General features: G+C 41.5%; 23 protein-coding genes. 11 read left to right on the forward strand and 12 right to left on the reverse strand.

The genetic code is table 11. From position 1 onward, the window contains the following. Positions 1 to 41: 41 nt before the first annotated feature. From hisD to CL667_15115, 9 genes are all read left to right on the forward strand, one after another. Positions 42 to 1328, forward strand: a complete 1287-nt coding sequence (gene hisD / locus CL667_15075; GenBank protein ID MAL19018.1) for a histidinol dehydrogenase — start codon at positions 42 to 44, stop codon at positions 1326 to 1328. Beyond that, positions 1325 to 2386: a histidinol-phosphate transaminase gene (gene hisC / locus CL667_15080; protein ID MAL19019.1), complete on the forward strand. Its 1062-nt coding sequence runs from the start codon at positions 1325 to 1327 to the stop codon at positions 2384 to 2386. The genes hisD and hisC overlap by 4 nt, the downstream gene beginning before the upstream one ends. A gap of 9 nt (positions 2387 to 2395) precedes the next feature. Then, a complete protein-coding gene (locus tag CL667_15085) occupies positions 2396 to 3280 on the forward strand; it encodes an imidazoleglycerol-phosphate dehydratase (GenBank protein MAL19020.1) in 885 nt (294 codons plus the stop codon). 7 nt (positions 3281 to 3287) lie between these two features. Continuing rightward, the gene (gene hisH, locus CL667_15090) at positions 3288 to 3899 is read left to right on the forward strand and encodes an imidazole glycerol phosphate synthase subunit HisH (protein ID MAL19021.1); all 612 of its coding nucleotides are present in this window, start codon (positions 3288 to 3290) and stop codon (positions 3897 to 3899) included. 208 nt (positions 3900 to 4107) lie between these two features. Further along, entirely contained in the window at positions 4108 to 4866 is a 759-nt protein-coding gene (locus CL667_15095; protein ID MAL19022.1) for an outer membrane lipoprotein-sorting protein, read from the forward strand. 48 nt (positions 4867 to 4914) lie between these two features. Next, positions 4915 to 6141 (forward strand): transporter, encoded by a 1227-nt coding sequence (locus CL667_15100; GenBank protein ID MAL19023.1) that lies wholly within the window; start codon positions 4915 to 4917, stop codon positions 6139 to 6141. 1 nt (position 6142) lies between these two features. Next, positions 6143 to 7366 carry an ABC transporter permease gene (locus CL667_15105; GenBank protein ID MAL19024.1) on the forward strand — a complete coding sequence of 408 codons (1224 nt, stop codon included), beginning with the start codon at positions 6143 to 6145 and terminating at the stop codon, positions 7364 to 7366. A 6-nt stretch (positions 7367 to 7372) separates the two neighbouring features. Then, the gene (locus CL667_15110; GenBank protein MAL19025.1) at positions 7373 to 8056 is read left to right on the forward strand and encodes a macrolide ABC transporter ATP-binding protein; all 684 of its coding nucleotides are present in this window, start codon (positions 7373 to 7375) and stop codon (positions 8054 to 8056) included. A gap of 79 nt (positions 8057 to 8135) precedes the next feature. Then, positions 8136 to 9299: a hypothetical protein gene (locus CL667_15115; protein MAL19026.1), complete on the forward strand. Its 1164-nt coding sequence runs from the start codon at positions 8136 to 8138 to the stop codon at positions 9297 to 9299. Between the two features lie 214 nt (positions 9300 to 9513). On the opposite strand, the gene CL667_15120 is transcribed toward CL667_15115, so the two are convergent. The 8 genes from CL667_15120 to CL667_15155 form a co-directional block, all read right to left on the reverse strand. Then, positions 9514 to 10341 (reverse strand): hypothetical protein, encoded by an 828-nt coding sequence (locus CL667_15120; protein ID MAL19027.1) that lies wholly within the window; start codon positions 10339 to 10341, stop codon positions 9514 to 9516. Positions 10342 to 10352: 11 nt separating this feature from the next. Then, positions 10353 to 10883 (reverse strand): hypothetical protein, encoded by a 531-nt coding sequence (locus CL667_15125; protein MAL19028.1) that lies wholly within the window; start codon positions 10881 to 10883, stop codon positions 10353 to 10355. A gap of 12 nt (positions 10884 to 10895) precedes the next feature. Continuing rightward, positions 10896 to 12404 carry a hypothetical protein gene (locus tag CL667_15130; protein MAL19029.1) on the reverse strand — a complete coding sequence of 503 codons (1509 nt, stop codon included), beginning with the start codon at positions 12402 to 12404 and terminating at the stop codon, positions 10896 to 10898. Beyond that, positions 12401 to 12880, reverse strand: coding sequence for a hypothetical protein (locus tag CL667_15135; protein MAL19030.1), 480 nt, complete (start codon positions 12878 to 12880; stop codon positions 12401 to 12403). The genes CL667_15130 and CL667_15135 overlap by 4 nt, the downstream gene beginning before the upstream one ends. 52 nt (positions 12881 to 12932) lie before the next feature. Then, a complete protein-coding gene (locus CL667_15140; GenBank protein ID MAL19031.1) occupies positions 12933 to 16592 on the reverse strand; it encodes a hypothetical protein in 3660 nt (1219 codons plus the stop codon). Between the two features lie 18 nt (positions 16593 to 16610). Then, positions 16611 to 17501, reverse strand: coding sequence for a multidrug ABC transporter ATP-binding protein (locus CL667_15145; protein MAL19032.1), 891 nt, complete (start codon positions 17499 to 17501; stop codon positions 16611 to 16613). A gap of 81 nt (positions 17502 to 17582) precedes the next feature. Further along, positions 17583 to 18224 carry a hypothetical protein gene (locus CL667_15150; protein MAL19033.1) on the reverse strand — a complete coding sequence of 214 codons (642 nt, stop codon included), beginning with the start codon at positions 18222 to 18224 and terminating at the stop codon, positions 17583 to 17585. 116 nt (positions 18225 to 18340) lie between these two features. Then, positions 18341 to 19426, reverse strand: coding sequence for a hypothetical protein (locus tag CL667_15155; protein ID MAL19034.1), 1086 nt, complete (start codon positions 19424 to 19426; stop codon positions 18341 to 18343). A gap of 128 nt (positions 19427 to 19554) precedes the next feature. Here CL667_15155 and CL667_15160 point away from each other — a divergent pair, with 128 nt between their 5' ends. Continuing rightward, on the forward strand, positions 19555 to 20118 hold the full coding sequence (locus tag CL667_15160) for a hypothetical protein (GenBank protein ID MAL19035.1): 564 nt from the start codon (positions 19555 to 19557) through the stop codon (positions 20116 to 20118). Here the strand turns inward: CL667_15160 and CL667_15165 are convergent. The 4 genes from CL667_15165 to CL667_15180 form a co-directional block, all read right to left on the reverse strand. Further along, on the reverse strand, positions 20102 to 22585 hold the full coding sequence (locus CL667_15165; GenBank protein MAL19036.1) for a TonB-dependent receptor: 2484 nt from the start codon (positions 22583 to 22585) through the stop codon (positions 20102 to 20104). The two genes, CL667_15160 and CL667_15165, sit on opposite strands and share 17 nt — an antisense overlap. Next, complete coding sequence (locus CL667_15170) at positions 22566 to 23936, reverse strand: HTTM domain-containing protein (protein MAL19037.1); 1371 nt, start codon at positions 23934 to 23936, stop codon at positions 22566 to 22568. The genes CL667_15165 and CL667_15170 overlap by 20 nt, the downstream gene beginning before the upstream one ends. 3 nt (positions 23937 to 23939) lie before the next feature. Beyond that, complete coding sequence (locus tag CL667_15175) at positions 23940 to 25049, reverse strand: peptidase M75 superfamily protein (GenBank protein MAL19038.1); 1110 nt, start codon at positions 25047 to 25049, stop codon at positions 23940 to 23942. 68 nt (positions 25050 to 25117) lie between these two features. Continuing rightward, complete coding sequence (locus CL667_15180; GenBank protein MAL19039.1) at positions 25118 to 26329, reverse strand: DUF4856 domain-containing protein; 1212 nt, start codon at positions 26327 to 26329, stop codon at positions 25118 to 25120. A gap of 193 nt (positions 26330 to 26522) precedes the next feature. Between CL667_15180 and CL667_15185 the strand changes: the two genes are divergently transcribed. After that, on the forward strand, positions 26523 to 26741 hold a 219-nt coding region (locus CL667_15185), incomplete at its 3' end, for a hypothetical protein (protein ID MAL19040.1).

Genomic DNA, 26741 nt, shown 5'->3' on the forward strand with positions numbered 1-26741 from the left:
GGCACCAGTTACTGGTCGTTGGAATTTGGTCAATGGAATTTATGAAGAGATATAGTTTTACAGAATTATCGGAAGAAAAAGTTAAGTCGCTGATCAAAAGACCCAAGATCGATTTCGCTTCTATTTTTGGAACGGTTCAACCCATTTTAGATGAAGTTGAATCAGCAGGAGATGAAGCCGTTAAAAAATTCACAAAACAATTCGATTCGGTAGACTTAGGTGAGGTTGCCATCAACCCAAAAGGAGTCGAAGTTTCGTTTTCTGCTGAAGTCAAAGACGCTATTGATACTGCTTTTGATAATATTTTCCGGTTCCATAAAGCACAGCTTTCACATCCTTTAGAGGTAGAAACCATGCCGGGAGTTCGGTGTATGAAAGTAGCCCGACCAATCGAGCGAGTTGGGTTCTATGTTCCCGGAGGTACAGCCATTCTGCCTTCAACAGCAATGATGTTAACTATACCGGCAATGCTTGCAGGATGTACAACGAAAGTACTTGCAACGCCTCCACGCAAAGATGGGAGTATAGCTCCGGAGATTATATACATTGCCCAAAAAGCGGGTGTTGATACTATTCTAAAAGCCGGGGGCGCTCAAGCTGTTGCGGCGATGGCATTCGGTACAGAAACGGTACCCAAAGTGGATAAAATCTTTGGTCCCGGTAATCAATATGTAACGGCTGCAAAAATGATTCTGCAGAACAGTGAGGCGCAAATTAGTATTGATATGCCGGCTGGTCCTTCGGAAGTGTTGGTGATTGCTGATGGACAGGCAAATCCGGCTTATGTAGCAGCAGATTTACTTTCACAAGCTGAACACGGGAAAGACAGTCAGGTTGTTTTGGTAGCAACAACGGCATTTGATTTAGATATGCTAAATGAAGAATTAGATAGCCAGCTTGAACAGCTACCCCGTCAAGAAATGGCGAAAAAGGCTTTAGATAACAGCTTTACGGTAGTTGTTGAAGATTTGGGGCAGGCTTTTAACTTTTCAAATCAATATGCTCCTGAGCATTTAATTGTGAATATTGAGAATGCTGAAGACCATGCAGAGAAAGTCATCAATGCGGGCTCAGTATTTCTTGGACAGTTTACTCCTGAAAGTGTAGGCGACTATGCATCAGGAACCAATCACACTCTGCCTACATACGGGTATGCCCGGATGTATAGTGGGGTGAATTTGGCTGCATTTCAGAAATCTGTTACCATGCAGTCGTTAAGTGAAGAAGGGCTAAAGAATATTGGCCCAACCGTTGAAAAGCTTGCAGCTCTCGAAGAGCTTCAGGCACATAAAAATGCAGTAAGTATTCGGCTAAAAGATTTAAAATGAAGAAAGAAATAGATATCAACAATCTTGTTCGGGAAAACATTAAAAACCTAAAGCCTTACCGTAGTGCTCGGGATGATTTCGATTCGGGGATTTTGCTCGATGCAAACGAAAATAGTTTTGGAGCACCTTTTGCGGATGATTTAGAATTGAATCGCTATCCCATGCCTTATCAGGAAGACCTGCGGGCGAAGATTGCAGCATTTCGTGGAGTGAAGCAAGAAAATGTATTTGTTGGAGTTGGAAGTGATGAAGCTATCGACCTGCTTTATCGTATTTTTTGCCAGCCCGGCAAGGACAGTGTGATTATTAATCCACCTACCTACGGAATGTATAAAGTCTCGGCAGACATCAATGATGTGGATTATGATGAAGTGCTTTTGACAGAAGGTTTTCAACTTCAGCCCCAAAAAATACTGGAAGCCGTAAAGCCGAATACTAAAATGATATTTGTTTGTTCACCCAATAATCCAACAGCAAACAGCATGGCTTTGGATGACATTCTTTCTGTTTTGGAAGGATTTGACGGCATGGTGATTGTCGATGAAGCATATATTGACTTTAGTCAGGAGCACAGCCTTACAGCTTTAGTAGATGAGTATTCAAACCTGGTGGTACTCCAAACGATGTCAAAATCGTTTGGATTGGCCGGAATCCGGTTAGGGATAGCGATTGGAAGCCCTGAAGTGATAAGCTATATGATGAAAGTTAAAGCTCCTTACAATGTAAATAAGCTTACATCCCGGAAAGCTCTTGATGCTTTTTCAAGCCTTGACCACGTGAGCAAGAATATTGAATCTATTTTGGATGAAAGAGAAAGGGTAATACAAAGACTAATTACTTTCGAAGAGGTTGAATACGTACATCCAACGGATGCCAATTTTGTTCTTTTCAAAATCCAGAATGCACTGGAAGTCTATAAAAAAATGGCAAATCAGGGTGTTATAATTCGTTACAGAGGAAACGAACCGCATTGCGAAGATTGTCTCCGTCTTACCATTGGAACCGCTGCTGAAAATGACAGGTTCTTCGAGGCTTTAGAACAAATAACCAACTCTTAATCTTCCATTATGTTGATTTCTATTAAAAAAGACGCTCTTAATGACCCGAAAGATAAGTTTCTATTCCGTCCAGAAACATTATCGTCGCTGAGGAAGATTGCAGATCATGGACACAACCTCATGATCGAAGATGAGGCAATTTCACCCCAGCAAAAGGAAATGTTGGAGCAGGAAGATGTTCCCTTCGAAAGCAATGGGAAGTTTGATTACGAGTTGTCAGCAAAAGATGAAAAGCTGGAAATAGTTCAGGATTCTAAATCAATTTTAGCATCAGATAGTTGGGAAGCCATCGTTAAATTTTTTACGCTGGAAGCACGTAAAGCCTACCTCGAACGAAAGACGAATGAAACAGAAATCAGCATAGACATCAACTTGGATGGCACCGGTAAATCAGAAATTGAAACCGGATTGAATTTCTTCGATCATATGCTGGACCAAATTGCACGGCACGGCTTGATTGATTTAACTCTGAAATGCGTGGGCGACTTGGAAGTTGATGAACATCACACGGTGGAAGATGTAGCGATAGCGCTGGGAGAAGTAATATCAACAGCATTGGGTAATAAGAAAGGAATTGAACGCTACAGCTTTGTTTTACCAATGGATGAAACACAGGCTACCGTAGCCTTAGATCTTTCCGGCAGGCCATATTTAGTATTTGAAGGAGAGTTTAAGAGAGAGTATGTAGGGGATTTACCAACCGAAATGGTAAAACATTTTTTTTATAGTCTTGCAATGAACTTGAAGGCAACGATTCATGTTAGCTTTGACGGTGAAAATGACCACCACAAAATTGAAGCTTGCTTTAAAGGACTCGCCCGGGTTTTAAAGATGGCTATAGAACGAAACGGGCGCATAAAAAATTTAGTCCCAAGTTCAAAAGGGACGTTGTAGATCATTTATGATTGCTATCATCAAGTACAAAGCCGGAAACACTGCTTCTGTTGCAAATGCATTAGATCGGTTAGGGGCTAAATTTTACTTTGCTGAAACACCGAAAGAACTTGAAACTGCCAAGGCAGTGATCTTCCCGGGTGTAGGTCATGCAAGCTCCGCAATGAAATCTCTCGAAGAAAAAGGCGTTGATGAGTGGCTGAAACAAACGAAAAAGCCGGTTTTGGGAATTTGCGTTGGGATGCAGCTTCTATTTGAATCTTCTTCAGAAGGAGATACGGTTGGACTCGGTATCATTCCCGGAGCGCTTAAAAAGTTTGATGAGAAAGAAGCCAAAGTACCCCATATGGGATGGAATAAACTGCAAGACACTAAGAAACATCCCATCCTTAGAAACCTAATAGCTAAGCATTATCTCTACTTTGTTCATAGCTATTATGCTCCTGTTTCAGAACATACCCTTGCTACCTGTAATTACATTAATGATTTTTCAGCGATTGTAGCCAAAGACAATTTTATTGGTGTACAATTTCATCCCGAAAAATCAGGAAGTGTAGGATCTTTGATTCTGCAGAACTTCCTCGATCTGGTCTATTCTCCTGAAAAAGTTTCGAGCTAATCTTATCCGATTCTTTTCTCTAATCTCCTTTTTGCCAGTTACTTATCAAGATTGAATCTTTCGTATATTTAGACAAGATTCTGTAGTCAACTATTAGTCCTGTCCTATAAGCTGATGGAAGTTAGAAATCAAAGACAGGACTGAGTATTTTTTTGACTCAAAAAAAAATGATTCACTTCTGCAATGAAGAACAGTAACAGGGAGAACTATGTGCCGACTGTTAAAAGGATTTGTTTTTACACTGGTTTTAGTCACAGTTTGTTCTACATCGATTGTAGCTCAAGACGCCACCGAAATCATGCAGCGGGCTTATGACAGGATGCAGGGGAATAGCTCGACAGCAGAAATTACAATGACAATCGTCCGCCCGACTTGGGAGCGAAGCGTGTCGTTTAAAAGCTGGAGCCTGGGGCAAGATTACAGCATGATATTAACTACAGCTCCCGCCCGCGATGAGGGCACTGCTTTTCTGATGAGGGAGAATGAAATCTGGAACTGGTTGCCGGATGTAAATCGTACCATTAAAATGCCGCCGTCTATGATGAGTCAGTCCTGGATGGGATCTGATTTCTCTAACAATGACTTGGTACGGGAGTCTTCAGTTGTAACAGACTACACGCATATCTTGGCAGGGGATTCGACCATTAGCGGGTACGATTGCTATAAAATTGAGATGACCCCAAAACCGGAAGCAGCTATCGTATGGGCAAAGGTATACACCTATGTGTCTAAAGATGAGTATTTACAGTTGCGGTCTGAGTTTTATGATGAAGATGATTTCCTTGTACGGATTATGAACGGATCAGAAGTCAAAGAGATGGGTGGGCGGTTGATCCCCACAAAAATGGAAATGATACCGGTGGAAGAAATAGGCAACAAAACTATTATTACCTACCAAAGCCTGGAATTTGATGTGGGTTTAACGGAGAAATTTTTCAGTATTCAAAACATGAAAAGAGTGGAATAGGGCACAGATTCTAGGCATCCTAAAACCTGTGTTCATTAAAACAGATAAATGTTATATCTAAATCTTGCCTGGAGAAATATTTGGCGTAATCGTCGCCGGACGATCATTACGATTTTGTCAATTGTAGTGGCTGTGATTTTGTCGTCGGTAATGCGGGCTATGCAGGAGGGGCAATATGATGATATGATTGAGAACACGGTCGGGACTTTTAGTGGGTACATTCAGATTCAGCATTCTGGTTATTGGGATGATCAGACCCTCGATAATACACTGGTAGTTTCAGATTCGCTTATCTCCCTTATTGAGGAGGAAGAAACGGTTAGATATATCATTCCGAAACTGCAATCATTTGCGCTTGCAGCGGGTGAAGAACAGAGTCGGCCCGCCATGGTTATGGGTATTGATGTTGACAAGGAACAATATTTGAGTAATCCTGAAGAGCGCTTAGTATCGGGAAATTACTTTGACTCTAACAGCGAGCAGTCGGTGCTGGTAGGTAAAGAGATGATGGACCGCCTCGGCGTTCAACTAGGCGATAGTTTGGTGGTAATTGGTCAGGGATTTCGGGGACAGAGCGCTACCGGATTGTATGTGATAAAGGGAAGCTTACGTTTCCCGAACGTAGAGATGAACAAAAATGCACTGATGCTTCCCCTGCAAACGGCTCAAGAGCTTTTTGCAACATACGATCGGCTATCGGCGGTTTCTATCATCCTATATGATGCAGAAAAAACGGAGGAAACCGCTCAAAACCTGAGAGAGAAATTGTCAACGGAAGATTATGATGTGATGAGTTGGCAAGATATGATGCCGGAGCTCATGCAAAGCATTGAAGCCGACCGCGGAAGTGGTTTTATCCTGATTATTATTTTATACATTGTGGTGGGTTTTGGAATATTGGGTACTGTTTTGATGATGATCAGTGAGCGAACCTATGAGTTTGGAGTCATGATCTCAGTTGGTACTCCCAGGAGCACTATCTTTCTGATTCTTGCAGTAGAAATATTTGTACTGGCACTTTTAGGTGCCGGAGCTGGCCTTTTGTTATCCATTCCGATTGCGTGGTATTTCAACATATATCCTATCCAAATAACCGGAGACAATATGGTTGAAGTGATGGAAATTTATGGAATGGAACCGGTGATTCAGTTTGCTACAGATCCTTCCATATTCTACTCGCAGGCCATCATCGTATTCATAATTACACTCATATTTTGTGTGGCTCCACTGCTCAAAGCCAGCCGCCTGAATCCTGTAAAAGCAATGAGGTCTTGATATGATTTTGAACATCATAAAGCTTGGATGGAAAAATATATGGCGAAACCCAACGCGTAGTGGAGTAGTGATTGTAGCGGTATTGCTGGGAACCTGGGCAGGGATATTCTCAGCCGGTTTTATGAATGGGATGATGCAGGATTCATTAAACAATCAGATTCAGCTATCGATAGGTCATATCCAGATTACCCACCCTAAATTTGATGACCTCTACAACCCAAAATATGCGATAGAAAATCCGGATGAACTTATTCAGAGCCTGAAACAAAAGCCTTATATAGAACAAGTATCTGCAAAAAGTATGGTAACCGGACTTGCCCAAAGTACCCGCAATAGCTATGGAGTGAGTGTGTATGGGATTGATACACAATTGGATACTGCGTTGGTAGTGGAACAGTATTTGGTTGAGGGTGATTTCCTGGAAGGGATTAACAGAAATCCGGTAGTTATTGGGAGGAAGCTGGCTGAACGGTTAGATATCAAATTACGGTCTCGAATGGTACTCAGTTTTCAGGATGTGGAGGGAGAAATTACAGGTGGAGCATTTCGTGTAACCGGTGTTTTTGATTCTTTCAGCAATCAATATGATGAAACAAATGTGTTTGTTCTTCAGGAAGATCTAAATCGACTGATCGGAAATCCCGAGGCTATCCAAAATATCAGAATTTATACTGATGATTTATCTAAGGCTGATGTGTACGCCTCAGAACTAAGGCAAGAATTTTCAGACGTAGAAATTAAGACGTGGCGGGAAGTTTCGCCTGATCTCCGGTACATATTTGATATGATGGATATATCGCTGTACATGGTGATGATCATTATCATTATTGGACTGATATTCAGCATCATCAACACCATGTTAATGGCAGTACTGGAGCGAACCCGAGAGCTCGGAATGTTAAGAGCCATTGGGATGAACAAGGCTCGAACCTTCAGCTTGATTATGCTGGAAACATTCTTTTTAACCATGGCAGCTACACCGGCAGGTTTGTTAATAAGTTGGATCACGATTCAATATTTCGCTACAACCGGTATTGATCTGAGCGCATTTGCTGAGGGAATGAGTGAGTATGGGTTAAGCACGATTGTATATCCCGAATTAACCCTTGAGTACTACCTCAATATCACTCTTATGGTAGCCGTTGCAGCTCTTGTTTCTGCAATATACCCTGCTTACCGAACCCTCAAGTTGAACCCGGTCCAAGCTATTCGAAAATTTAATTAAAGAACAATGTCAGTAATAGCCACAAAAAATCTATCCAAAATCTATAACCCAGATAAGGTTCCGGTTCAAGCCTTAAGAAATGTAGATCTGAATATTGAGAAAGGAGAGTTTACCGCAATTGTGGGACCGTCGGGTTCTGGCAAAACAACGTTATTGAATATAATTGGGGGACTGGATCACCCGACCGGAGGAAAAGCATTTATTCAGCAAACAGATTTAAGCACTTTATCCGGTAAAGAACTTATAAAATTCAGATTGAATCATATTGGCTTTGTATTTCAGGCCTATAATTTAATTCCGGTTTTAACAGCTATCGAGAATGTTTCTTTTGTGATGCAAATGCAGGGTCGGCCTGCTGAAGAATGCAGAGAGAAAAGTTTGGCATTATTGGAAGAGGTTGGCCTGAAAGACAAGGTCGACAAACGCCCTTCCGAACTCTCCGGGGGGCAGCAACAACGAGTGGCGGTAGCCCGGGCTTTGGCCTCTAAACCGGACTTCGTGCTTGCAGACGAACCCACAGCCAATCTTGATTCAGTTTCTACTGCCGAGTTATTAGATATGATGCTGGAGCTTAATGAGCGGGAGAATATGACCTTTGTATTCTCCACTCACGATCAACGGGTGATTGACCGAGCCAGAAGAGTAATAACCTTAGTAGACGGCCAAATAGATTCCGATGAAGAACGATGAGTAAACGCCTCAGCTATTAAGGGATATGATACCCGGCAAAGAAATACCAATATTGAATGTGAACTCAACTTTAAAAGAGATGCCTGCCTATTTGCGAAGATCAACGGCAACGTTATTAGTAGTTCTATTTTTGTCCCTTCCGGCGCAGGCACAACTTTCAGAAATAGTTGATATCAGTGGATACTTCAAAGAACTGGGACAAATTTCGTTGAGCAATGATTTTTCTACTCTTCACTATGATAATTCAATTCAAAACCGGTTTGAAACAGAGTGGTCTTTCACAGAAAACCTGGAATTGAATGCCGATCTTAGAACCCGATTATTGCATGGGTATACTGTTCAAAACACGCCGGAAATCAGTCGGTTTTATGAAAATGATCCCAATTTGATGGACTTATCCTGGGTTTTGGCCGATACCGATAATGCCATATTGCTTTCTCAAATAGACCGCCTTCATGTAAGTTATTTTGCAGGAGACTTTGAGTTTTATGGAGGCCGACATCGGATCAATTGGGGCAAGACAATGGCGTGGAATCCCAATGATCTATTCAATAACTATGCCTTCCTCGATTTTGATTATGAAGAACGTCCGGGAGTGGATGCCGTTTCGGCCGTTTATAATCTGGATTTTGCATCCAGTTTGGAAGCTGGTTTTAAACTGGCTCGTTCTTTCAATAAAATGGTGATTGCTGCAATGTATCGTACCAATGTTAAAACGTATGACCTTCAGTTTATAGCCGGTCATTATGAAGATAAAGTCGTGGTTGGGGCAGGGTGGGCAGGTTATTTAAAGGATGCCGGTTTTAAAGGAGAGGCGACCTACTTTCAACCTGAAAAGGACTTTTTAAATCAAACCGGAAGTTTGTCATCAACCATCGGTTTCGATTATATTTTTCCCAATTCATTATATGCTCAGGCCGAATTTCTGTACAACGGTGGATATCAAAAAAAGAATGCGCCTTTGGCCACTCTAACTCAGCCTCCCACCGCAGACAACCTATTCATCTCCAAAACAGGCTATTTGTTGAATGGTTCTTATACACTGAACCCACTGCTGAATGTTAATCTTGGATTCATGGGAAGCTTCACCCGAAAAATGGTAATTCTTTTCCCTCAAGTCAGTTATTCGGTAGCTGAAAACCTGGATCTGCTGCTGGTATCCCAACTTTTAAAAGGGTATGTGTTTTCCAATGCTACCAATACTCCAAATGTGTTTTTTGTGAGATTGAAGTGGTCGTATTAATCCGGTTTCGTTTACTGATTTAATGAAAGCTATCAATAGGAGTAGGTTATTCTAAGGCAGGCAGACATGGCTGGACGAGATGTTAGTGAGGAAGCTTGACAAGTTCAGAAAACCACTCTTCTCAGACCCAGAACCATGTTCAGGGTGACAACTTACTTACCGTTACACAACGTAGAGGAACTCTTAATTTTTGAAATGAACTCAGGTTAATTAATTACTTGATCAAGGTCATTTTCTTAGTTACTACTTCGCTTCCCGCTTTAAGCTGATAAATATATAGCCCCGAAGGCAGCGTGTAGCCGGTTGTTGACTGAGCATTCCAGGTTACTGATTTTTGACCCGAAGATTGTCTTTCATCAACTAAAGTTGCCACTTCTGCACCCAGCATATTGAAAATTTTCAAAGAGACATGACTCGCCTCATTCAGGGAGTAAGAAATAACCGTGCTTGGGTTGAAAGGGTTTGGGTAATTCTGTTGAAGAGATACTTTGTTCGGTATTGCACCTTTTGGTTCAGAGGAAGTGGATATTTTTGAAAGTTCAGTTTCGATGGTGCTTGCTACATCGTCAATGTCGGTATCTACAAAACCGGTGCCTTTGTAAGCTACTTTACCATCAGCAGAAATTACTACCGATCGGTCATAAGCGGAAGTGTTTCCGTAATAATCGACCAGACTTTCCTGAGCGTTAAGCAAAAGCGTGTAGGTTATTCCTGTAGAAGACCGAAAACTTAAGTTGGAGGATCTTGAAAGGTTCCAAGTATCCAAACCAAGTGCCACAAAACTGGTGTCGTCCATAAAAGGCTGATGGATGTCTTCTTCAGTAAACGGACCATTATCAATACAGTGAGGACATCCGGCACCGTAAAAGAATAGATACACGACTTTGCCATCAAAATCAGATAGGGAAACTTCTTCACCATCTTCAACAGAGATATAGGTAAAGCCGGGAGCGTCGTCACCTACTGAAACCTGACTGTAGCCCGGTAAAGAAACCAGAAGTGCTATGAAGGAAGATACGATTAGTAGAATCAGGGTTCTCATGGCGTCGGTTGTTAATTCTTTTTCAGTTCTTTCTTAATGACCTCAACTACCTGATCCACATCTTTATTTACAAACTCTCTTCCCTGATAAACGATGTTTCCAGACTTATCAATAACAACCGATCGGTCATAAGATGAAGTATTGCCATAATAGTCTACAAGGCTTTGCCTTGCTTCCAGCAATAATGGATACTCAAGTTCGGTGAGATCTTTAAAAAAGCTTAGTGAACTGGCATTCGTATTCCAGGTTTCTAAACCCAAAGCGATAAAGTTTTCGTCGTTTTTAAACTGCTCGTAAATTTGGTTCTGCGTTACAGGTGCATTATCCCGGCAGTGTGTGCAATTTGCGCCAAAGAAGAATAAATAAACGACGTTGCCGGATAGTTCAGAAAGTGTGAATTCTTCGTCATCGAGGGAGGTATAGGTGAAATCCGGCGCGGGTCTGATTTCAGTTATATTCTCTGAGCCGCTATCGGATGTAGAACAGCTGATTAGGAAAATCGAGACCAGTAAAATGGACAGCCATGAAATGTTTGTATTCATATTCTTATGAGTTTAAAACCGAGTGGTAAATCTGAATTCTACGCCTTCAAAATCCAAAACCTCATAACAGATTCCGGAGGTACAGGCAGGTCCGCCTCGCCGCTTGCCGGCAAAAACATCTAACGTATGAGACTGGTTGATCTTATATCTTACATTCCCACCCAGCCAGGTTCTGATGTCATCTTCTATGGCGAAAGTGTTTGGATTGTCTGTAAGAATTAAATCATCCGTGGCTTCAAAGGTGAGGCTTACCGTGAGTGAGGGAACACTTGAGTAAGATATAGAAGCGTAGTAATTCTCTACATCTTGAGAAAAAACGGTCTTTTGATAGGTTTGAAACTGAAGATCAAGAGCCAGACTCCATTCATAATCAAAGCTTTTGTCAGTGATAATTCCTACTGAGATTCTATTTTCCTCGCCTTTTCGCTCATCGGTGGCATAGTCAAAGAAGCTTTTAAAAGAGAGAAAGTCGCTGGCTTGATAGTATCCTTCAATAAAATACTCACGATAGTAGCTAGTAACGGCGATATCATTTTTTGCTGTGGTGAAATTAGCTGTAATTGAATGCCCGTCTTCAAAATAATAGAACCCCTCAAACTGAAACCCTGATTCGTTGGCTGTTGACAGAACATGCGTACTTCGATTCAAAACAGGATAAGTATGTTCTTTAATGAGTGAAGGCGGATCGTTATATCCAGAACCCAACCTAAACCGATTATAGTTTTTGTATTCCACACTCAACCCAAAAGAATCATAGAAGTAATTAAGGCCGGAGTAAAGTGCGTAAGAATCACTGCTGTTAAAGGCGAATAAAGAAGCATCTGTATCGAATGCATATTCGCCATATATCTGAATATCAAGAGGTAGGTTGTAGGTGTACATCAGAGAAGCCAGTTCGCGGTATTCGTTGGTTCCATCTGCTTGGCTTCGCATAAAAGCACCGCCTATACTTAGGTCGTCCGTGAGATAGAAATTGGATTCAACGGCTTCAACTAAATCAGGCCTACGAGTACTGTCCGGTTTAAAGTTTGGTGGAAGAGGATTAAAGAGCGGACGGGAGCGAAGCACTGTAGCTTCAACCCAATCATTTTTAAAGTCAACGGCCACGCCTTCTAAATCACGATTAAAAGCATAGCGGGTTCGGTAAAAATTGTCTTCGTAAACAGAGCCCGGTATTTCGTAACTCCGAAGCAGGAGTCCGCGCCCAATGGTTTCATAAAAATTACCGACTCTTACCTTGAAAACATCATCTTCATATTGAAGTCGCTTCTGTGTGAGGTAAAAGTAGTTTCGATCATTAAAGGGAGTTAGAAAATGCTCAAAGCGTCCATATAAACTAATGCTTCCCTGATCATAGTATAGATTGAGCTGATCGTATGAAGTTGTTAAGTCTGTGTTTTCTTCATACGGAAGGTTGCCGTATTGAAATTCAAAGGTGTTGGTTCCATAAAGCTGGGCCAAGGCTTGGCCTGAAGCAAAAACGGACAGTACGGTTGATATGAGCAGTAAGCGAGCAATCACTCTTCAAGAAGTTTAGTGATTTCAGCTTCAATCATCTTTTCTTCTCCGGGTGAATACCCCTCATGAAAATAAACGACTTCATCGTCGCTATTTACGATGAGCAGGGTTGGAACGGCTTGCACTCTGAGCCTTGCCATGAGGCTGTTATCAGTATCCAAAAGTACCGGGTAATCTATTCCAAGTGATTTAGCGAAGGGCTTTACCTTAGATAAGTTTCGGGGGCCATCAACACTTATCCCAATAAAACTGACTCCTTTAGGTGCCAGCTTCTCATTCATCTCTACAAACTTGGGAATGGATTTTATACAGGGTTTACACCAGGTTGCCCAAAAATCAATAACAGTTAACTTTTCCCCTTTAAGATCTTCGTAAAAAGTGGTTCTATTTTCAAGGTTCTTCAGGCTGAAGTTATGAACCTTAGGTCCCGTAATAACCGAGGCGGAAAGGAAAAGTAAAAGCGATAAGAATATTTTCATGGCTGCCAGTTTAATCAGTTAGACAACATTGGCAGGAAAAACCTTACGAATTTTAATCCTCTCTTGTCGGGGGGCGCCTGTTGTCATTCGAAATGGTATCAATGAGCTTGTTATAAGGATCAATTCCTGCAGAAGTTGGTTCTTGATCAACCGTAATGGTAAGCTCATTCAGGATTTCAGTAAATTTATGCTTCTTGAAATAGAGCACCGTTTCTTGACCGGTTGAATCCGTGCCGAACACGCCTACATCAACCCAGTCCTGCAGCGGCAAAGACTGAACAGGAAGTCGACGGTCTTCGATTTCTATTGCCAGACTATCTCCCGCCTCATTTTTATAGGTTCTCTTTCCGGTCTCACCGGTTCGATATTTGGAAACCTGAAGGGTAAGGTTCACTTCATACGTGCTGCTATCTATCTCTGAATATGTAGCGTCTCCAACACGATTATCATAAAGAGTAATAGTCTCAAACATATCTTTGATCAGATACTGAAGTGAATCAGGTGTAGCGTCTTTCAGGTAACCAAGTAGTTCAAGCGATGTGGTGTAAGGAGGTTCCTGATAAGCCACTTCATCGATGAAACTGCTAAGGGCTGCATTCAGGTTGTCTTCCCCGATATAATCACTCAGTGCATAAAAAACGAGAGACCCTTTGTTATAATGAATGTACTGCTGATTCTCATTATAAATGAGAGGAAGTTCTTTTTGAGACTCTAAAGTCCGGCCTGTCAGGTAGCTGTCGAGAGCATCTTTGAGGAAGGTTCTCATCTGATTTACCCCATGTTCTTTCTCCAGAACTTTAAGGGAGCTGTATTCAGATAAACTTTCAGAAAGCATGGTGGCTCCCTGTACATTTGCCCCAATAACCTGATGTGCCCACCACTGGTGAGCCACTTCATGAGCGGTGATACTGAAGGGGTAGTTTACGCCTTCATCATTGGTAGTATCAACTTCAGCAATAAAGCCAATGGCTTCTGAATATGGAATGGTATTCGCAAAAGATTGGGCGAAGCTTCCGCCTGTTCTTGGAAACTCAATAATGCGTACCTGCTGATGCTGGTATGGGCTGTATTCCTCTGTATAATAATCCAGGGACTTCTTAATCCCCTCCATCATATAGTCCAGATTGTACTCGTGCCCCTTGTGGTAGTAGATCTCAAGAGCTACATCATTCCAGGTATCTTTCACAACTTCAAATTCAGCAGAAATGAAAGAGTAAAAGTTGATCATGGTGCTATCCATTTTATAATGGAAATAACGCCGGCCATCTTCTTCCCACTCTTCTTGTAGATATCCGGGAGCAATGGCAATTTGTTCGGGACTCGTGCTAATGGTGGTTTCAAACTCGATCCAGTCTGCATCGTTGGAGATGTAGTTATTCATCCGTGCGACGCTGTCGGTAGGAGGAGCCATGCGGTCTTTAGGTGGAAGGTCATATCGTTCACGGGCATCTTTTCCGGATAGCTCACCGGATTCTTGATATCCTATTCGTGGAAAAATGGTGTTGTTAATGAAAGTCCCATTTTCACGGATCGGTGAATTATTTCTTAGGATTTCATTGGGTTTATTTGAAATCGCGAAGGTAAATAGCAAAGTATCGCCGGGCACAAGTGGCTCAGCCAGCTCGTAGATGTGATAGTTCATGGAATCGTCTTCCATTACCAATTCAAACGGTCTGCTAAAGCCGAATGAGCTTATAGAGTTATTATGATCTATATGAATAGAGTCGATAGGCACATTCGTTTTATTTTTCAGGATGTATGTACCGGCAACCTGGAAATCCCTTGTTTCGGGAAAAATGTCAAGATTGATGGTGGATGAGGTAATACGGGGCTGTGGGATGTCTTTGTACTTCCCGTAATTTTTCTCCCATTGAGCTGCTCGCTGTTCTCGTTCTTTGGAAGAAAGCCGTTCGTATTTGATATTATCCACGTAGTAAATCCAGCTTCCGATTGCCAAAAAGGCTATAAGTGAAAGAGAGAATACTATTTTCAAAGCAGGGGTGAATTCACGCTTCGCATTTTGCAATCGCTCTTTGATACTTCCCGGCAATCCTCGTCGGAACAAGATAATTGAGAGTACATAGAATGCAATTCCCAACATCAGCCAGTACGTTTTATAAACGTAATATTCAGTCAGGAAATGCCCGTAGCCATTCATGTCAGAATAAGGAGTTCCGGGAGCCTGATTGAATTGGAAGACATCCTGCTCAACGCCAATAGAGCCAAGGAAAGAAATCCCAATCGAGATAAGCAGAAGCAGAATAAATCCGATGTAGTAATTTTTAAAGAATGAGTGAAAGAGCACTGCGAGCAATCCCCAAATAACGACATGTATCAGCGTGATGGCGTAGAGATCGAACAGGTAAAGTCCAATTTCAATATTGTAGTATCCGTTAAATAACTGTACTCCAACACCTGCAACCATGATGATAGAAAGCAGAATCATCTGCATCTTGATCAAAGCGAATAACTTTGAAAGCAAAATGGTCCAGTTTGGCGTTGCCGTTACATGAACAAGTTGGTCCATGTTGGTTGTCCGGCTCCTGTGAATCAGCATTCCGGCGTAAAGGAATGTCAGGATGTTGATGAACAGGCTAAAAAAGGTTCCCGGCAGCTGCAGCATTTGCCAGGTGACGGGGAGAGTGTCGGTTCCAAAAATTTCAGCTCCCAGTAAAATCACACTTAACGAGATCAGTAATCCCACAAGGGAGATGATGATGAACGCCCATCCTTTTACAATATATTTGAGGTCGACGTTTGAAAGCGTCCAGGCTAATTTCAGGTTCTGAATCCATGAAAAATCAAAATTCACCTTAGGCAATGTTACCGTAAGGATGCTGCCAAAGTTTTTCTTGGTAACTCTTTCAGGAGTATTCTTTTTGAAAAAGTTGAAGGAAAATGCTTCTTGATTAAAACTGAATTTGAAATAGACCAGCGAAAAGATGGCAATCCCAAGTCCGGTCCAGATTAGGCGGTTATAGAGTATGATTTCACCCCAAGGGAGTGGATTGACATTCTGTTCAAAAACGGTCCAGTATTCGGCATAATACATGTTGGCCTGCATTCCGTAGGGATCAAGCAAGGCTGCCAGCATTTTGTTGTCTAAATCCTGAGTTAAATTCTGGGCGAATATTTGGATAAGGAAAAGAGCCAGGATGGTAATAAAACCCACATTGATGTTACGTGTGAAGGTAACCACCGCAAACACAATAGCCCCGAAAAAGATCATGTTCGGGATAATGTAGTACAGAAAAGGCTGTATGTAATTCACAATATCAAAAGGTCCAAGCAAGTCAGGATTGGTGCCCGGAAAAACTGAACCGATAAGAATACCCAAAGCTGAAGCTACTACAACAAGCGTGATAATAGTGAGGCCGGAAGCAAATTTAGCGAGTAGATATTCCCATTTTTTAAACGGATAGGAATATAGAACGGAATGCATCTCGCTATCGTAATCCCGATAAATGGTACCGCCTACAATAGCGGGCAGGAAGAAATAGACGATCACCGACATTTCACCTAAAATGCCATTAATAGCTAGGGCTGAATTCACTTTAGTGAGGGAATTCATGCTTACCGTAAGACTTTCAAAAAGTCCGGCTGCACTTATCATGATAAATAATGACAGCAAGAACATGATGCCGGAATAGACATAGAAAGATGGCTTGCGAAGCCAATAACGAATCTCAAATGAAAAGATAGTAAAGAACATAGTAATCGGGCTTAGGGCTTATTCTGAAACAACGGATTCATCTTCACGAAGCGTCACGAAATAGACGTCTTCGAGTTCGGGGCTTTTAGCCTCAAAAGTGTCATCCGGTTTTTGGTCGTTTAAAACCCGAATGTTCAGTGTATTGTCTTGATTGAAGTTAGAAGAAATGATGTTATAAGTGGCTTCATTAGCTTCAAGATCATCCCGCTCGATTGTTTTCGTCCAGATCTTCCCTTCCAGAGTTTTGACTGCCTCTTTTGGCGTGTGGTGACTCAGGATTCTCCCCCCGTTCATAATGGACATGTCGGTGCAAAGCTCTTTCACGTCATCTACAATATGGGTGGAGAAAATCACGATGTGGTTGGTTCCAATTTCACGAAGTACATTCAAAAAGCGATGGCGCTCTGAAGGATCAAGTCCTGCGGTAGGCTCATCTACAATAATCAATTTAGGGTCGTTGAGTAGGAGTTGGGCAATCCCAAAGCGCTGTTTCATTCCCCCGGAATAACCGGCCACACTTTTTCGTCTCACTTCCATAAGGTTAGTAACCTCAAGAGCTGTATCCACCATCTGATTTCTCTCACTCTTGTCTGCAATTCCCTTCAAACGGGCAAAATAATGAAGCAGATCTTCGGCCGACATGTTCGGATAAACTCCGAATGATTGTGGCAAATATCCCAATACTTTCCGGAGACTATTTTTGTCATTCAGGATGTCAATATCATCTAAGAAAGCAGAGCCTGTATCCGGAGCCTGCAAAGTAGCGATGGTTCTCATTAAGGTGGATTTACCGGCGCCGTTTGGACCGAGTAGCCCAAACATGCCTGACTCGATTTCGATGGAAACATCGTCGAGTGCTTTAACCCCGTTTTTGTACGTTTTTGAAATATTGGAAAGTGATAGCTTCATAAGTGGCTTTGTTGAATAAAAGTAACAGGTGGGAGTATAAGTAAAACCAACGGTATTAGCCGAATTAAAAGACGCTAGTAATTAGGAGGGCCTTTCTTGTTTTTTGATGAGCACTACGGTCTTCTCGTACATTATTTCGATCCTCTTTTCTTCTTTTCCGATCTCTACTATTCGATGATAGGTCTCTTGAACTTCGCTGATGATGCGTTCACTGTTAATGACGGTGTCTAAATCACCGTCAGCATCACGGTCTTGAAAAACTTCTTCGAGTCCGGTTTCAAAGTGGAGAATTGTAAACTCGTTGTAGAGCAGATCTTTATAATTGCCAAAAGTCTGAAGAGTGTATTTTGCGGTATCGTCTTCGAAAGTGAATATCCTTTGTGAATTTCGGGCTTTAAATTTTTGCTGGTTCATGGCCTCTTGGATGCCATAAATATAGATTTCATTTGCTTCCTCTAAAGAAAACTCTCCGTATTGAACCAAATCTATGTATCCATCCTGATTGGTATCCATTGAACGAAAAACAGACTCGTTCTGCACTAACTGCACCAAATAGTTGTAGCCCTCACCGGTAGGGGCAGATATACTAATAATTTCAAATGGGATATCCTGATAGGTGAATTTAAACTCAGTTCGGCTGGGCAGTTCTTTGGAGGTTGAGCAACTCAGAAGAGGCAGAAGCCCAAGTAAAAGAAGAGAGGCTATTTTGAGTTTTTGAACCATAAGTACCCGCTATCATTCAGGGGTTACTAAATAGTAACTAATCACGGGCTATTATCAAAGAAAAAAGCCCGACTCAAATCAGAATCAGGCTTTAGAAAAAAGTATGTAGTTAGTGGCTAATCTACCCAGTCGGCAACAAACACGTTGGTTGAGCGGTCGCCACCGTTATTGCGGTTAGATGAAAACACGATTTTTTCACCATCCGGCGAAAACATTGGGAAGGAGTCAAATGTTTCATCAAAGGTGACCTGTTTAAGTCCGGTTCCATCTACATTAATCATGAATATATTAAATGGAAACCCCCGCTGTGATTGGTGGTTTGATGAGAATACAATTTTTTCTCCGGAAGGATGGAAGTAGGGAGCCCAGTTCGCGTTTCCTAAATCTGTAATTTGTCGAAGTCCGGTTCCATCTACATTCACAATAAACAACTCCATGTTAGTAGGCTCTACTAAACCATCTTCTAAGAGAGATTTGTACTTGGTGATTTCCTCCTGAGTTTCCGGTCTTGAAGCACGGAATATGAGTTGAGTTCCATCCGGAGAAAAGAACGCTCCGCCATCATAACCAAGTCCGTCTGTTATCTGAATGACATTTGAGCCATCAGTATCCATGATAAATAATTCAAGATCTCCTGTTCGGGTAGATGTGAATACAATTTTATCACCTTTTGGAGATACGGTAGGTTCGGCATCATAGCCGGGAGTATCGGTTAGTTTAGCAATAATATTTCCATTCATATCAGCTTTATAGATATCGTAGCCTTCATATATAGGCCAAACGTAGGCACCAGAAGCTCCCGGAGTTGGAGCTTCGGGGCATTCAACATTATTGGCATGTGTGGAGGAGTAAACAAAAGTAGAATCTCCAGGCAGGAAGTAAGCACAAGTGGTTCGGCCATTTCCGGTACTTATCATAGGTGGCTCAAAGCCGGGTTCTTTTTCAGAAATATCCATATAGAAAATCTGATCACAACCAACACCCCACTCAGGATTATTGGATTGAAAAATCAATTTTTCACTATCGTAACTCCAATAAGCCTCTGCATTATCACTACCAAAAGTTAGCTGTTGAACATTCTGAAGGTGAACTTCCTGAGCGTATTTCAAGGTATCGGCTTCAGGGTTATAGGGGGTTTTTTCGGGAGTAGAGGTGCATGAAGTAAAAATAAAAAGTACGAGAGCAGTGACGAGGTATTTCATAAAATTTGCGGAGAAGGTATAGTTATAAAATTTTTGATTTAAGATAAGGAAATATGATAAGGCTCCCACGAAATAATTTGTAAGGAATAGGTTTGAAATTGCTCTTGCTGTTGAATTGAGTAGAATTAATGGGCATGGAATATTGGAGAAAATCGATTCGGTTGAATGGCTGGGATTACCGGTTCCCGGCGTTTTATTTTATCACGATCTGTACCAAAAACCGGAATCATTATTTTGGGGAGATTCGGGATGGGGTAACAGGGTTATCTGAACAGGGATGTGCAGCATGGTATTTTTGGAATCAGATTCCCGTTCATTTTGACAATGTGAAATTGGATGCATTCGTGGTAATGCCAAATCATGTCCACGGAATCATCCAAATTATCCCCGATGAAAATGGTATTTATATATCCAAAAACGATGATGTAGAATCGCGCCATGGCGTGATTCTACATCATCGTCGGGAATTTGGTAAACCAATATCGAAATCATTATCGGTTATATGCAATCAATACAAGGGTGCGGTTACACGCTGGTGCAATCAAAAAAATTATGAATTTGCATGGCAATCTCGTTTTTATGATCACATCATCCGTAATGAAAAATCATTACAAAATATCCGGCAATACATTGAAATGAATCCGGTGAATTGGAAATCAGGCCGGCAACAGGATATCAGTTCCCGATTCTAAATTGAAGGGTTGCATAAAATGTTCGGGGGGGAGATGGGATGATTCCTGGTCCGGGGTAACCGGTTGCCCGTCGGGTAAAATACCAGGAATCAAGCACGTTATTGATACCGGTTTCAAGAGATAAATTTTTATAAGACCAAGACAGAGAGAGGTCGAGAACATCGTAAGCAGGAATGGTTCCCCGAATGCCACTTTGGTTGTCCCGAGCATTTTGTTCTGCATTTGAGGCATCTGTGTACTGATCTGAGACATAGGTATACTGTATGGAGCCCAGCAGATCTTTATAGCCAAAATTGAACCCAGTTTTGAAGTTGAGTAAGGGGACAAATTCTACTTCATTTCCTTCAACACCAGGAATTTTGGAGTCCATATATTTAGAGTTTGTTAAAGCAGTATTGGCGAACACGGTTAGTTTTAGATCTTGTTTATCTTCTCCAAAAAGAGGGAAAAGGTTTAGCTCAAAAAGACTTTCGATACCGTACATAAATGCTTGCCCAATGTTTCCTCTGTAGCGAACTACTCGTCCGGTTTCTTCCTCGTTGCCGTCCGCATTTACTATGGTTTCGGCTCTTAACACTTCTCCAATTCGGTTGTTATACAGCAATCCAAAACCTCCTAAATCATAAGAGACAGCTTCACCAATTCGGCCTCTAATTCCAAAATCGCTGGTGAATCCGCTTTCATCTGTAATGTTTGGGTCGACCTGAAAAGTTGGGTTTACAATGCGGATATCATTGAAAGTGACAGACCGGTAGTTCTGCGAGAAGTTGCCATAAAACTCAGTGGTAGATGAGGGGAGGTAACTCAATCCCGTTCCTAACAAGATGAAGTTACGTTCAAAATCACGGTCATCTTCAAAGGTTTGGTTTTGGATAGGATTGCCTGCAAGGTCAAAATTGACTCGCTTGAAACTCCCCTCACTTTGTGTGTTTATGTATTCAAAACGGAAGCCGGGAGTGATGGAAAAGTTATCTTGCAGGTAGAAGATGTTTTCACCAAAGAGAGCCAGATTTTTGTTTGGAAAGGTGAAGTCGGATTGATTAGGGTAGTTCGGGAATTGTTCATCGGCTAAGGTGAAATCTGCTCCTGAACTTGCTGACCCGGGGCCTTGAATGGAAGTATTCTTAGACTGATACCATTTAGAGCCAATCAGGAATACAGCATTTTTGGTGCCAATTTTATAACGATTTAAAAGCCTGACTTCAGTCCCCCAATTATTGAAATCACCAAGTATCAAATCACGAGGTGCACTTACATCATCCTGCTGAGAAACCCGATTGGTTCGGAAGCCTACAGATTTACGTGATGCATTCAGTCCATAAACCAAAACACTGAGTTTCGTTTTAAATGAAAATTCATGCTCGAAATTGAGGGAAGCCAGTTTCCAGTCAACCTCGAACCAGTTCCTTGAACGATTGCTGAAGGTTGGATCCGTGTAAAACTGAGTATCGGTTAAACCGCCGGGCTGCTGAGCTGTGTAATTCAGATAGGTGAAATCGAGAGCTAACGTAGTTTTATCACTAATTTGATAGTCGGTGTATAAATAGACGTTGTCTGATTCAAAGCCGGAATTGGGTCGAAATCCGTCCCCCGATTTGTAGTTATAAAATCCGTAGTAGCCAACTTTTCCTGTTGTGCCGCTTAGGCTGTTAAATGAGGTGAAAAGCGCATTTGAGCCAACCGATTGTCTGCTTAAAACTTCAATATTTCGGTCTTTGACTGGTTTCTTCATTTTGAAATTGACGAGACCGCCAAACTGAGTTCCGTACTGCAGAGAGGCTGCCCCCCGAATCACCTGAATTTCATTTAACCCTTCTGCGGGTGGAGTGTAGTAGCTTTCCGGATAACCCAAAACGTCAGCGCTGATGTCGTAGCCATTTTGACGGATATTGAAGTTTGATGAACGGTTTGGGTCTAAACCACGTCCGCCAATATTTAGCTGAAGTCCCGCATCATTGGATTCAAAGATATTCAACCCTGAAACCTGAGAATATATTTGCCGTGGATTATTTGAAGAGGTGTTAACGACCATTTGGTCAAGCGAGATAACTTCATTTTTCTTACCGGCAAAAATGGAGGTGCCTTCCACTTCGCGAAGCCTCTTGATAGCAAATATTTTGTCTCTTTGGTCAATAACAGCAACTTCTGACATTTCCCTGGAAAGCTTTTCAAGTTCAACCCGAACTTTCGCGTTATTGGATCCGGGAACAAATCGGCGGTTTATAATTTCGTACCCGAGCTTAAAGAAAAAGAGGTCAAGGTTGCCATAGGGCAGATCATTGATTTCAAAGTATCCATTCTCATCGGTCACATAAGATTTGCCAGCGGCGTTATTATAAATATCTACTCCTTCGATAGGTTCCCCGGTTCCCTTCTCTGTGATGTAGCCGGAAAATGTTATTTGGGCCCAGCAAGGGGTTGCAATCAAAACAAAAAATAGGAACAGACTAAAGTCCTTTAATCTCATCGTTAAAAGGTAGTAACCAGGTTCGGTGTTTTAGTGAAGGTTCAATTTCGCTCAAGTCAACGTCTGGGTTGACATATCGCCGGCTTGATCTGCCGTTGAGGGCGACGTAGCTATCAACATAAATTTCGGGATCTTCTATTCCTTTTCTTTGATAGTGGTCTTCCAGAAAATGAGCGTATTCGAGTATGAAGTCCGGCTGGGTCGACATCTGTTTTTCCTGAAAGCGAGTCAGGAACTGCATGTTATCTATGTAGAAACTATTCCCGGAATCAGGATCTTTAACTTTGAAATTCGTGTATCCGGCTTTTTCCATAAGCATGACCCGCCATGAAAAACGATAGCCCTCTTCCGTCCAAAAAAGTTCTCCAGGATAAAGCATATATCGAAAAGGAAACAATAACTGAATCACAAAAAAGGCAGAGACTGTGATCAAAGATGCTTTGCGAATCCAGGCTTTTGGAAACGAATAATCCAGACCATTATCAAAGATCGATTTGCTGATGTTGAACCATTTAGAAACCGTGGAAAGTATTTTGTTATGAAAGCCCGAATCAAAGAATATCAGAGTACTCACAATCATGATGTAAGGAAACATCCCGATAGGAAATAGTACACGGGTTAAAATGTGAAAGACGACCACCAGAAAGAAAGCAAAAGCACGTGTTTTCCGAATCAATAATAAAAAAGGAATCGTTAAATCATATAAAGCTCCGGCCCACGAGAAAGCGTAATGAGCCCAGGTTTGTTGAAGCAAGTCTCCAAGTAGCGGAATAGAATATTTAGCGGTAAGCCAAATCTGTAAAGGCATTGCTTCAATTAGCCAGTCAGAATTTAGCTTTGCTAAACCCGCATAAAAGTAAACGATGAAGAGTAGAAACTTAATAGAGTCAATAGACCATTTTGGAATTTGCTGAGCTCTGAGTGTTTCGTTTTTCCATGCATCAACAGAAAAGTAGGAGTGAGTGGGGAGAAAAATCATCAGAAAGCTAAGTATGCTGATGAAGTAATAGTGGTTGAGGTAGGTGGTTTTATCCATGAGCTCGATATAGGTAAAGCTCAGGAAAAAGGTGATGATGGATATCCGGTATTTAAAACCGATGGAAACAAAAGCAGCCGATAATCCACAAACGATAAATATCAGATACGTCCACTCTCCCAAAGGCTGAACCCATTCAAATCCGTAATAGGAAAAGAAAAAATCAGGTTCTATGTATAGCTTTTCAACCCAGCCATTTGCTGCAAAACGGATGATACTAATCAGCATCAAGAGACCAAAAAGAATCCTGAAAACAGCTAATGGAGCTGCGTTAGTTTGGGTGTTTAGATATGAGGCAATGGTGCTGGATTTCACGCTTTAATCGCCGTCTGCGTCAACGTAATCTACATTAATATTCAAGGCCTGAAGCATATCCACTTTCATGTAAACTACATTCATTTGCAGCATGTCATAGGTGGCAAGCATCTTGCTGTTGTCGGCTTCAACCTGCATAGCCAGGTTTTCATTAAGTCCTTCAGCCTCATCCCTCGCAGCATCAAATTGATTATTGATAACCGTAGCTAAACTTTCCCCATCTCTTGTAACATTTAAGTAAGTGAGGTATGAATTAAGGCTTTCTCCGGATGAATTCCCTTCAAAATAATTGCCATTAAAAAAGTCCTGAGAAGCATTCAAAGCGGTAGTGAAAAGTTCTTTAGAGAATGAGTCGCTGTAGTAAGCTTCTACATGGCCATTTAAACTATTTCCAGAAAATACTCCGGCCGGAATTCCGATTTTCCCTGCTCGAAGGTGTTTTTCGTAATAGTAAATGTAGTCGTTCACCATCATATCGAGGGAGGAGTTAGCACCATTTCCTGAATTGCTGACAAAATCGTCACGATAACCTGAATTCCAGTTTGCCAAAACTTCGTTAGTAAGTACATCAATTCGAGAAGTGAGATCAACTAAATACGTCTGGTAGTTTTCAGCATTGGGGTTGGTCGTATAGTAGCTGAGGATTTCGGTGTTATTGTCACCAAGTCCGTTCAATAAATAGTCTAATGCCGGGAAACCCTGGCTGTTATTCAATGAAGGTAAAGCCAAATTATAGCTTCCTGTTTGTATGTTTTCTTTGATCTCCGTGGTGTCAGTCGGGTAAATATTTAGGTTATCCCGATACCTAATTTCCATTGCTTTGTTAATTTGAAACATGGAAACGTGCTGAAAACCTAGGTATGCATTTTCCCATGAACTTCTAAGATCAGCGAGCGTCTGTGGGGAAGGATTTTCAGTAAATAATTCTGCATCTGTTTTTAAGGATGCCGTTGACTCAGCTAAATTTGAAAAGGAGGGGATGATAATATTGTCAGCCCAATTTACTAGTATCGCTTCGCGGTCAAAATCATCCACATCAGGGCCAGAAGGACCATTATTTGTACACCCAGAGATGACTAAAGCAGTTAAAAATATGATTGCTATTCTGTACATAGTGAGATCGGTTAAATAAAAAAGCTGGCAACGGAATTATGTTGCCAGCTGTAAATTAAAATGTGTTTTTAGTTAGCAGCTTCTTCAATAGTGAAATCAAATTTAGAGGCAATATCATTCGTAATATTATCCAAAGTTTCAGGAGTTACATCCCAAAGTCCATTTCCGGCCTCAAGCTGAGAAAGAAATCCGTCAACATCAGTTTTGGTGAGGTAAGGACTGCTTGAATTTGGAACTCGTGTAAACTGCAGGCTAAAGATGAAACCATAAGCTTCGGATAGGTCATGAAATGCTGCGCCGTAATCAGGTGTAGCTTGACCAAGTACATTTTTAGCAGATTGTAAATAATAAACGGCTCTAACTGCTATTACTATGGAGAGCTTTTCACGGATTATCTGGGCTTGTTCATCACGGACATCATATTCTCCCGCAACGATTGCAGCCCGGCCAAGTTTGAAAGCGTCAAAAATTTCTTCAGCAATACCAGCAAAGTCTTCATCTCCTTCAACACGGCCCAAATACTTGTTTAAGAAATCATCTTCTCCCAAAGTTGCAAGCGGATCAGAAGGGTCGCTGGAAAGTCCAAATAAATATCCATAGGCTTCATCCCATTTGTGCTCCATATTAGTATAATTTGAGCCGTCAGCCAGGGTGCCATTTGTATTGTCTTCTCGGTTTGTACCTGCATCAAGGACAGATGTACTCAGGTAATTGTTCAATATTTGATCCGTCATTAAAGCACCGATTAGGCTTTTTCCGGCGAGCTGGTTGTACTCAAAACCTTTTCCATTTACATAGCGAGTAGAGGAACCGTCAGCGATTTGTCCCGGCTGACCAGGAGCTGCAACGGTGTTTTCATTTGGGAAAACTTCCTCAATCTGATTGCTTATCCAGACTTCAAACTGATTTTTGAGCTCCGCACTAACAGCGGTATTTGATGAAAAGTAGTCAGTAGAAGCAGCAACTTTGCTTTTAACGTTTTTAGTTGCTGAATTTAATTCAGCATTGGAATAAGGATCTACATCCCCTCCGTTCGCATCCTGATTGCGGTACATTTGGAGAAGCAGCTCTTCGGTAGAATTGTCAAAATCCATCATGGCACTTACTAATTCAGAAGCCATTAGAATTCGGGTTGTTTGCCCCGTAAATGAGACAGTGCTTTCGCTATTTCTGGTGAATTCATAGGTGGAAGGAACATCGATTTCAGTTTTGTCACTCGAATCACAAGAGATCATGAATAGGACAGTGAATGCGAGGGCAAATAGTTTGCTAATCTTCATTTCGTGGATATAGGGTGTGTTTTTGATTGTTATGTTTATTTAGATCAATTCTAAGTTAAGAAGAGTTTTAGGCCATGTCAAAGCTTATGTAGAATAAATCTAAATAAATTTTATACAGGAGAGTCAGTCGCGGAACATGTGGCAGTATTTAAACTATGAAGGGATACAACCACTAATAAATTATTAACAAGACATGATTAAGAACGCGATTGTACTAGTACTGACAGCTACATTTTTAATGTTTGCCGGATGTTCAGGTAGTTCACAGCAAGAAGCTGAGAGCACTATGGAGACTACCGCCAATAACATTGAGCAGACAAAAAAAGAATTTATTGCTGATGCCAAAGATCAGCTAAATGAAGTAGAAGACGAGATCAGCGATATAGAAGCCGACCTTAAAGACAGCTCTTCA

Source organism: Balneola sp. (genome assembly GCA_002694685.1).
Taxonomy (GTDB): Bacteria; Bacteroidota; Rhodothermia; order Balneolales; family Balneolaceae; genus Gracilimonas.

Excerpts from the sequence above, each read along its gene's own strand:
- hisD (MAL19018.1), top strand. The coding sequence starts at position 42 with ATGAAGAGATATAGTTTTACAGAATTATCGGAAGAAAAAGTTAAGTCG.
- hisC (MAL19019.1), top strand. The coding sequence starts at position 1,325 with ATGAAGAAAGAAATAGATATCAACAATCTTGTTCGGGAAAACATTAAA.
- CL667_15085 (MAL19020.1), top strand. The coding sequence starts at position 2,396 with ATGTTGATTTCTATTAAAAAAGACGCTCTTAATGACCCGAAAGATAAG.
- hisH (MAL19021.1), top strand. The coding sequence starts at position 3,288 with ATGATTGCTATCATCAAGTACAAAGCCGGAAACACTGCTTCTGTTGCA.
- CL667_15095 (MAL19022.1), top strand. The coding sequence starts at position 4,108 with ATGTGCCGACTGTTAAAAGGATTTGTTTTTACACTGGTTTTAGTCACA.
- CL667_15100 (MAL19023.1), top strand. The coding sequence starts at position 4,915 with ATGTTATATCTAAATCTTGCCTGGAGAAATATTTGGCGTAATCGTCGC.
- CL667_15105 (MAL19024.1), top strand. The coding sequence starts at position 6,143 with ATGATTTTGAACATCATAAAGCTTGGATGGAAAAATATATGGCGAAAC.
- CL667_15110 (MAL19025.1), top strand. The coding sequence starts at position 7,373 with ATGTCAGTAATAGCCACAAAAAATCTATCCAAAATCTATAACCCAGAT.
- CL667_15115 (MAL19026.1), top strand. The coding sequence starts at position 8,136 with ATGCCTGCCTATTTGCGAAGATCAACGGCAACGTTATTAGTAGTTCTA.
- CL667_15120 (MAL19027.1), bottom strand. The coding sequence starts at position 10,341 with ATGAGAACCCTGATTCTACTAATCGTATCTTCCTTCATAGCACTTCTG.
- CL667_15125 (MAL19028.1), bottom strand. The coding sequence starts at position 10,883 with ATGAATACAAACATTTCATGGCTGTCCATTTTACTGGTCTCGATTTTC.
- CL667_15135 (MAL19030.1), bottom strand. The coding sequence starts at position 12,880 with ATGAAAATATTCTTATCGCTTTTACTTTTCCTTTCCGCCTCGGTTATT.
- CL667_15140 (MAL19031.1), bottom strand. The coding sequence starts at position 16,592 with ATGTTCTTTACTATCTTTTCATTTGAGATTCGTTATTGGCTTCGCAAG.
- CL667_15145 (MAL19032.1), bottom strand. The coding sequence starts at position 17,501 with ATGAAGCTATCACTTTCCAATATTTCAAAAACGTACAAAAACGGGGTT.
- CL667_15150 (MAL19033.1), bottom strand. The coding sequence starts at position 18,224 with ATGGTTCAAAAACTCAAAATAGCCTCTCTTCTTTTACTTGGGCTTCTG.
- CL667_15155 (MAL19034.1), bottom strand. The coding sequence starts at position 19,426 with ATGAAATACCTCGTCACTGCTCTCGTACTTTTTATTTTTACTTCATGC.
- CL667_15160 (MAL19035.1), top strand. The coding sequence starts at position 19,555 with ATGGGCATGGAATATTGGAGAAAATCGATTCGGTTGAATGGCTGGGAT.
- CL667_15165 (MAL19036.1), bottom strand. The coding sequence starts at position 22,585 with ATGAGATTAAAGGACTTTAGTCTGTTCCTATTTTTTGTTTTGATTGCA.
- CL667_15175 (MAL19038.1), bottom strand. The coding sequence starts at position 25,049 with ATGTACAGAATAGCAATCATATTTTTAACTGCTTTAGTCATCTCTGGG.
- CL667_15180 (MAL19039.1), bottom strand. The coding sequence starts at position 26,329 with ATGAAGATTAGCAAACTATTTGCCCTCGCATTCACTGTCCTATTCATG.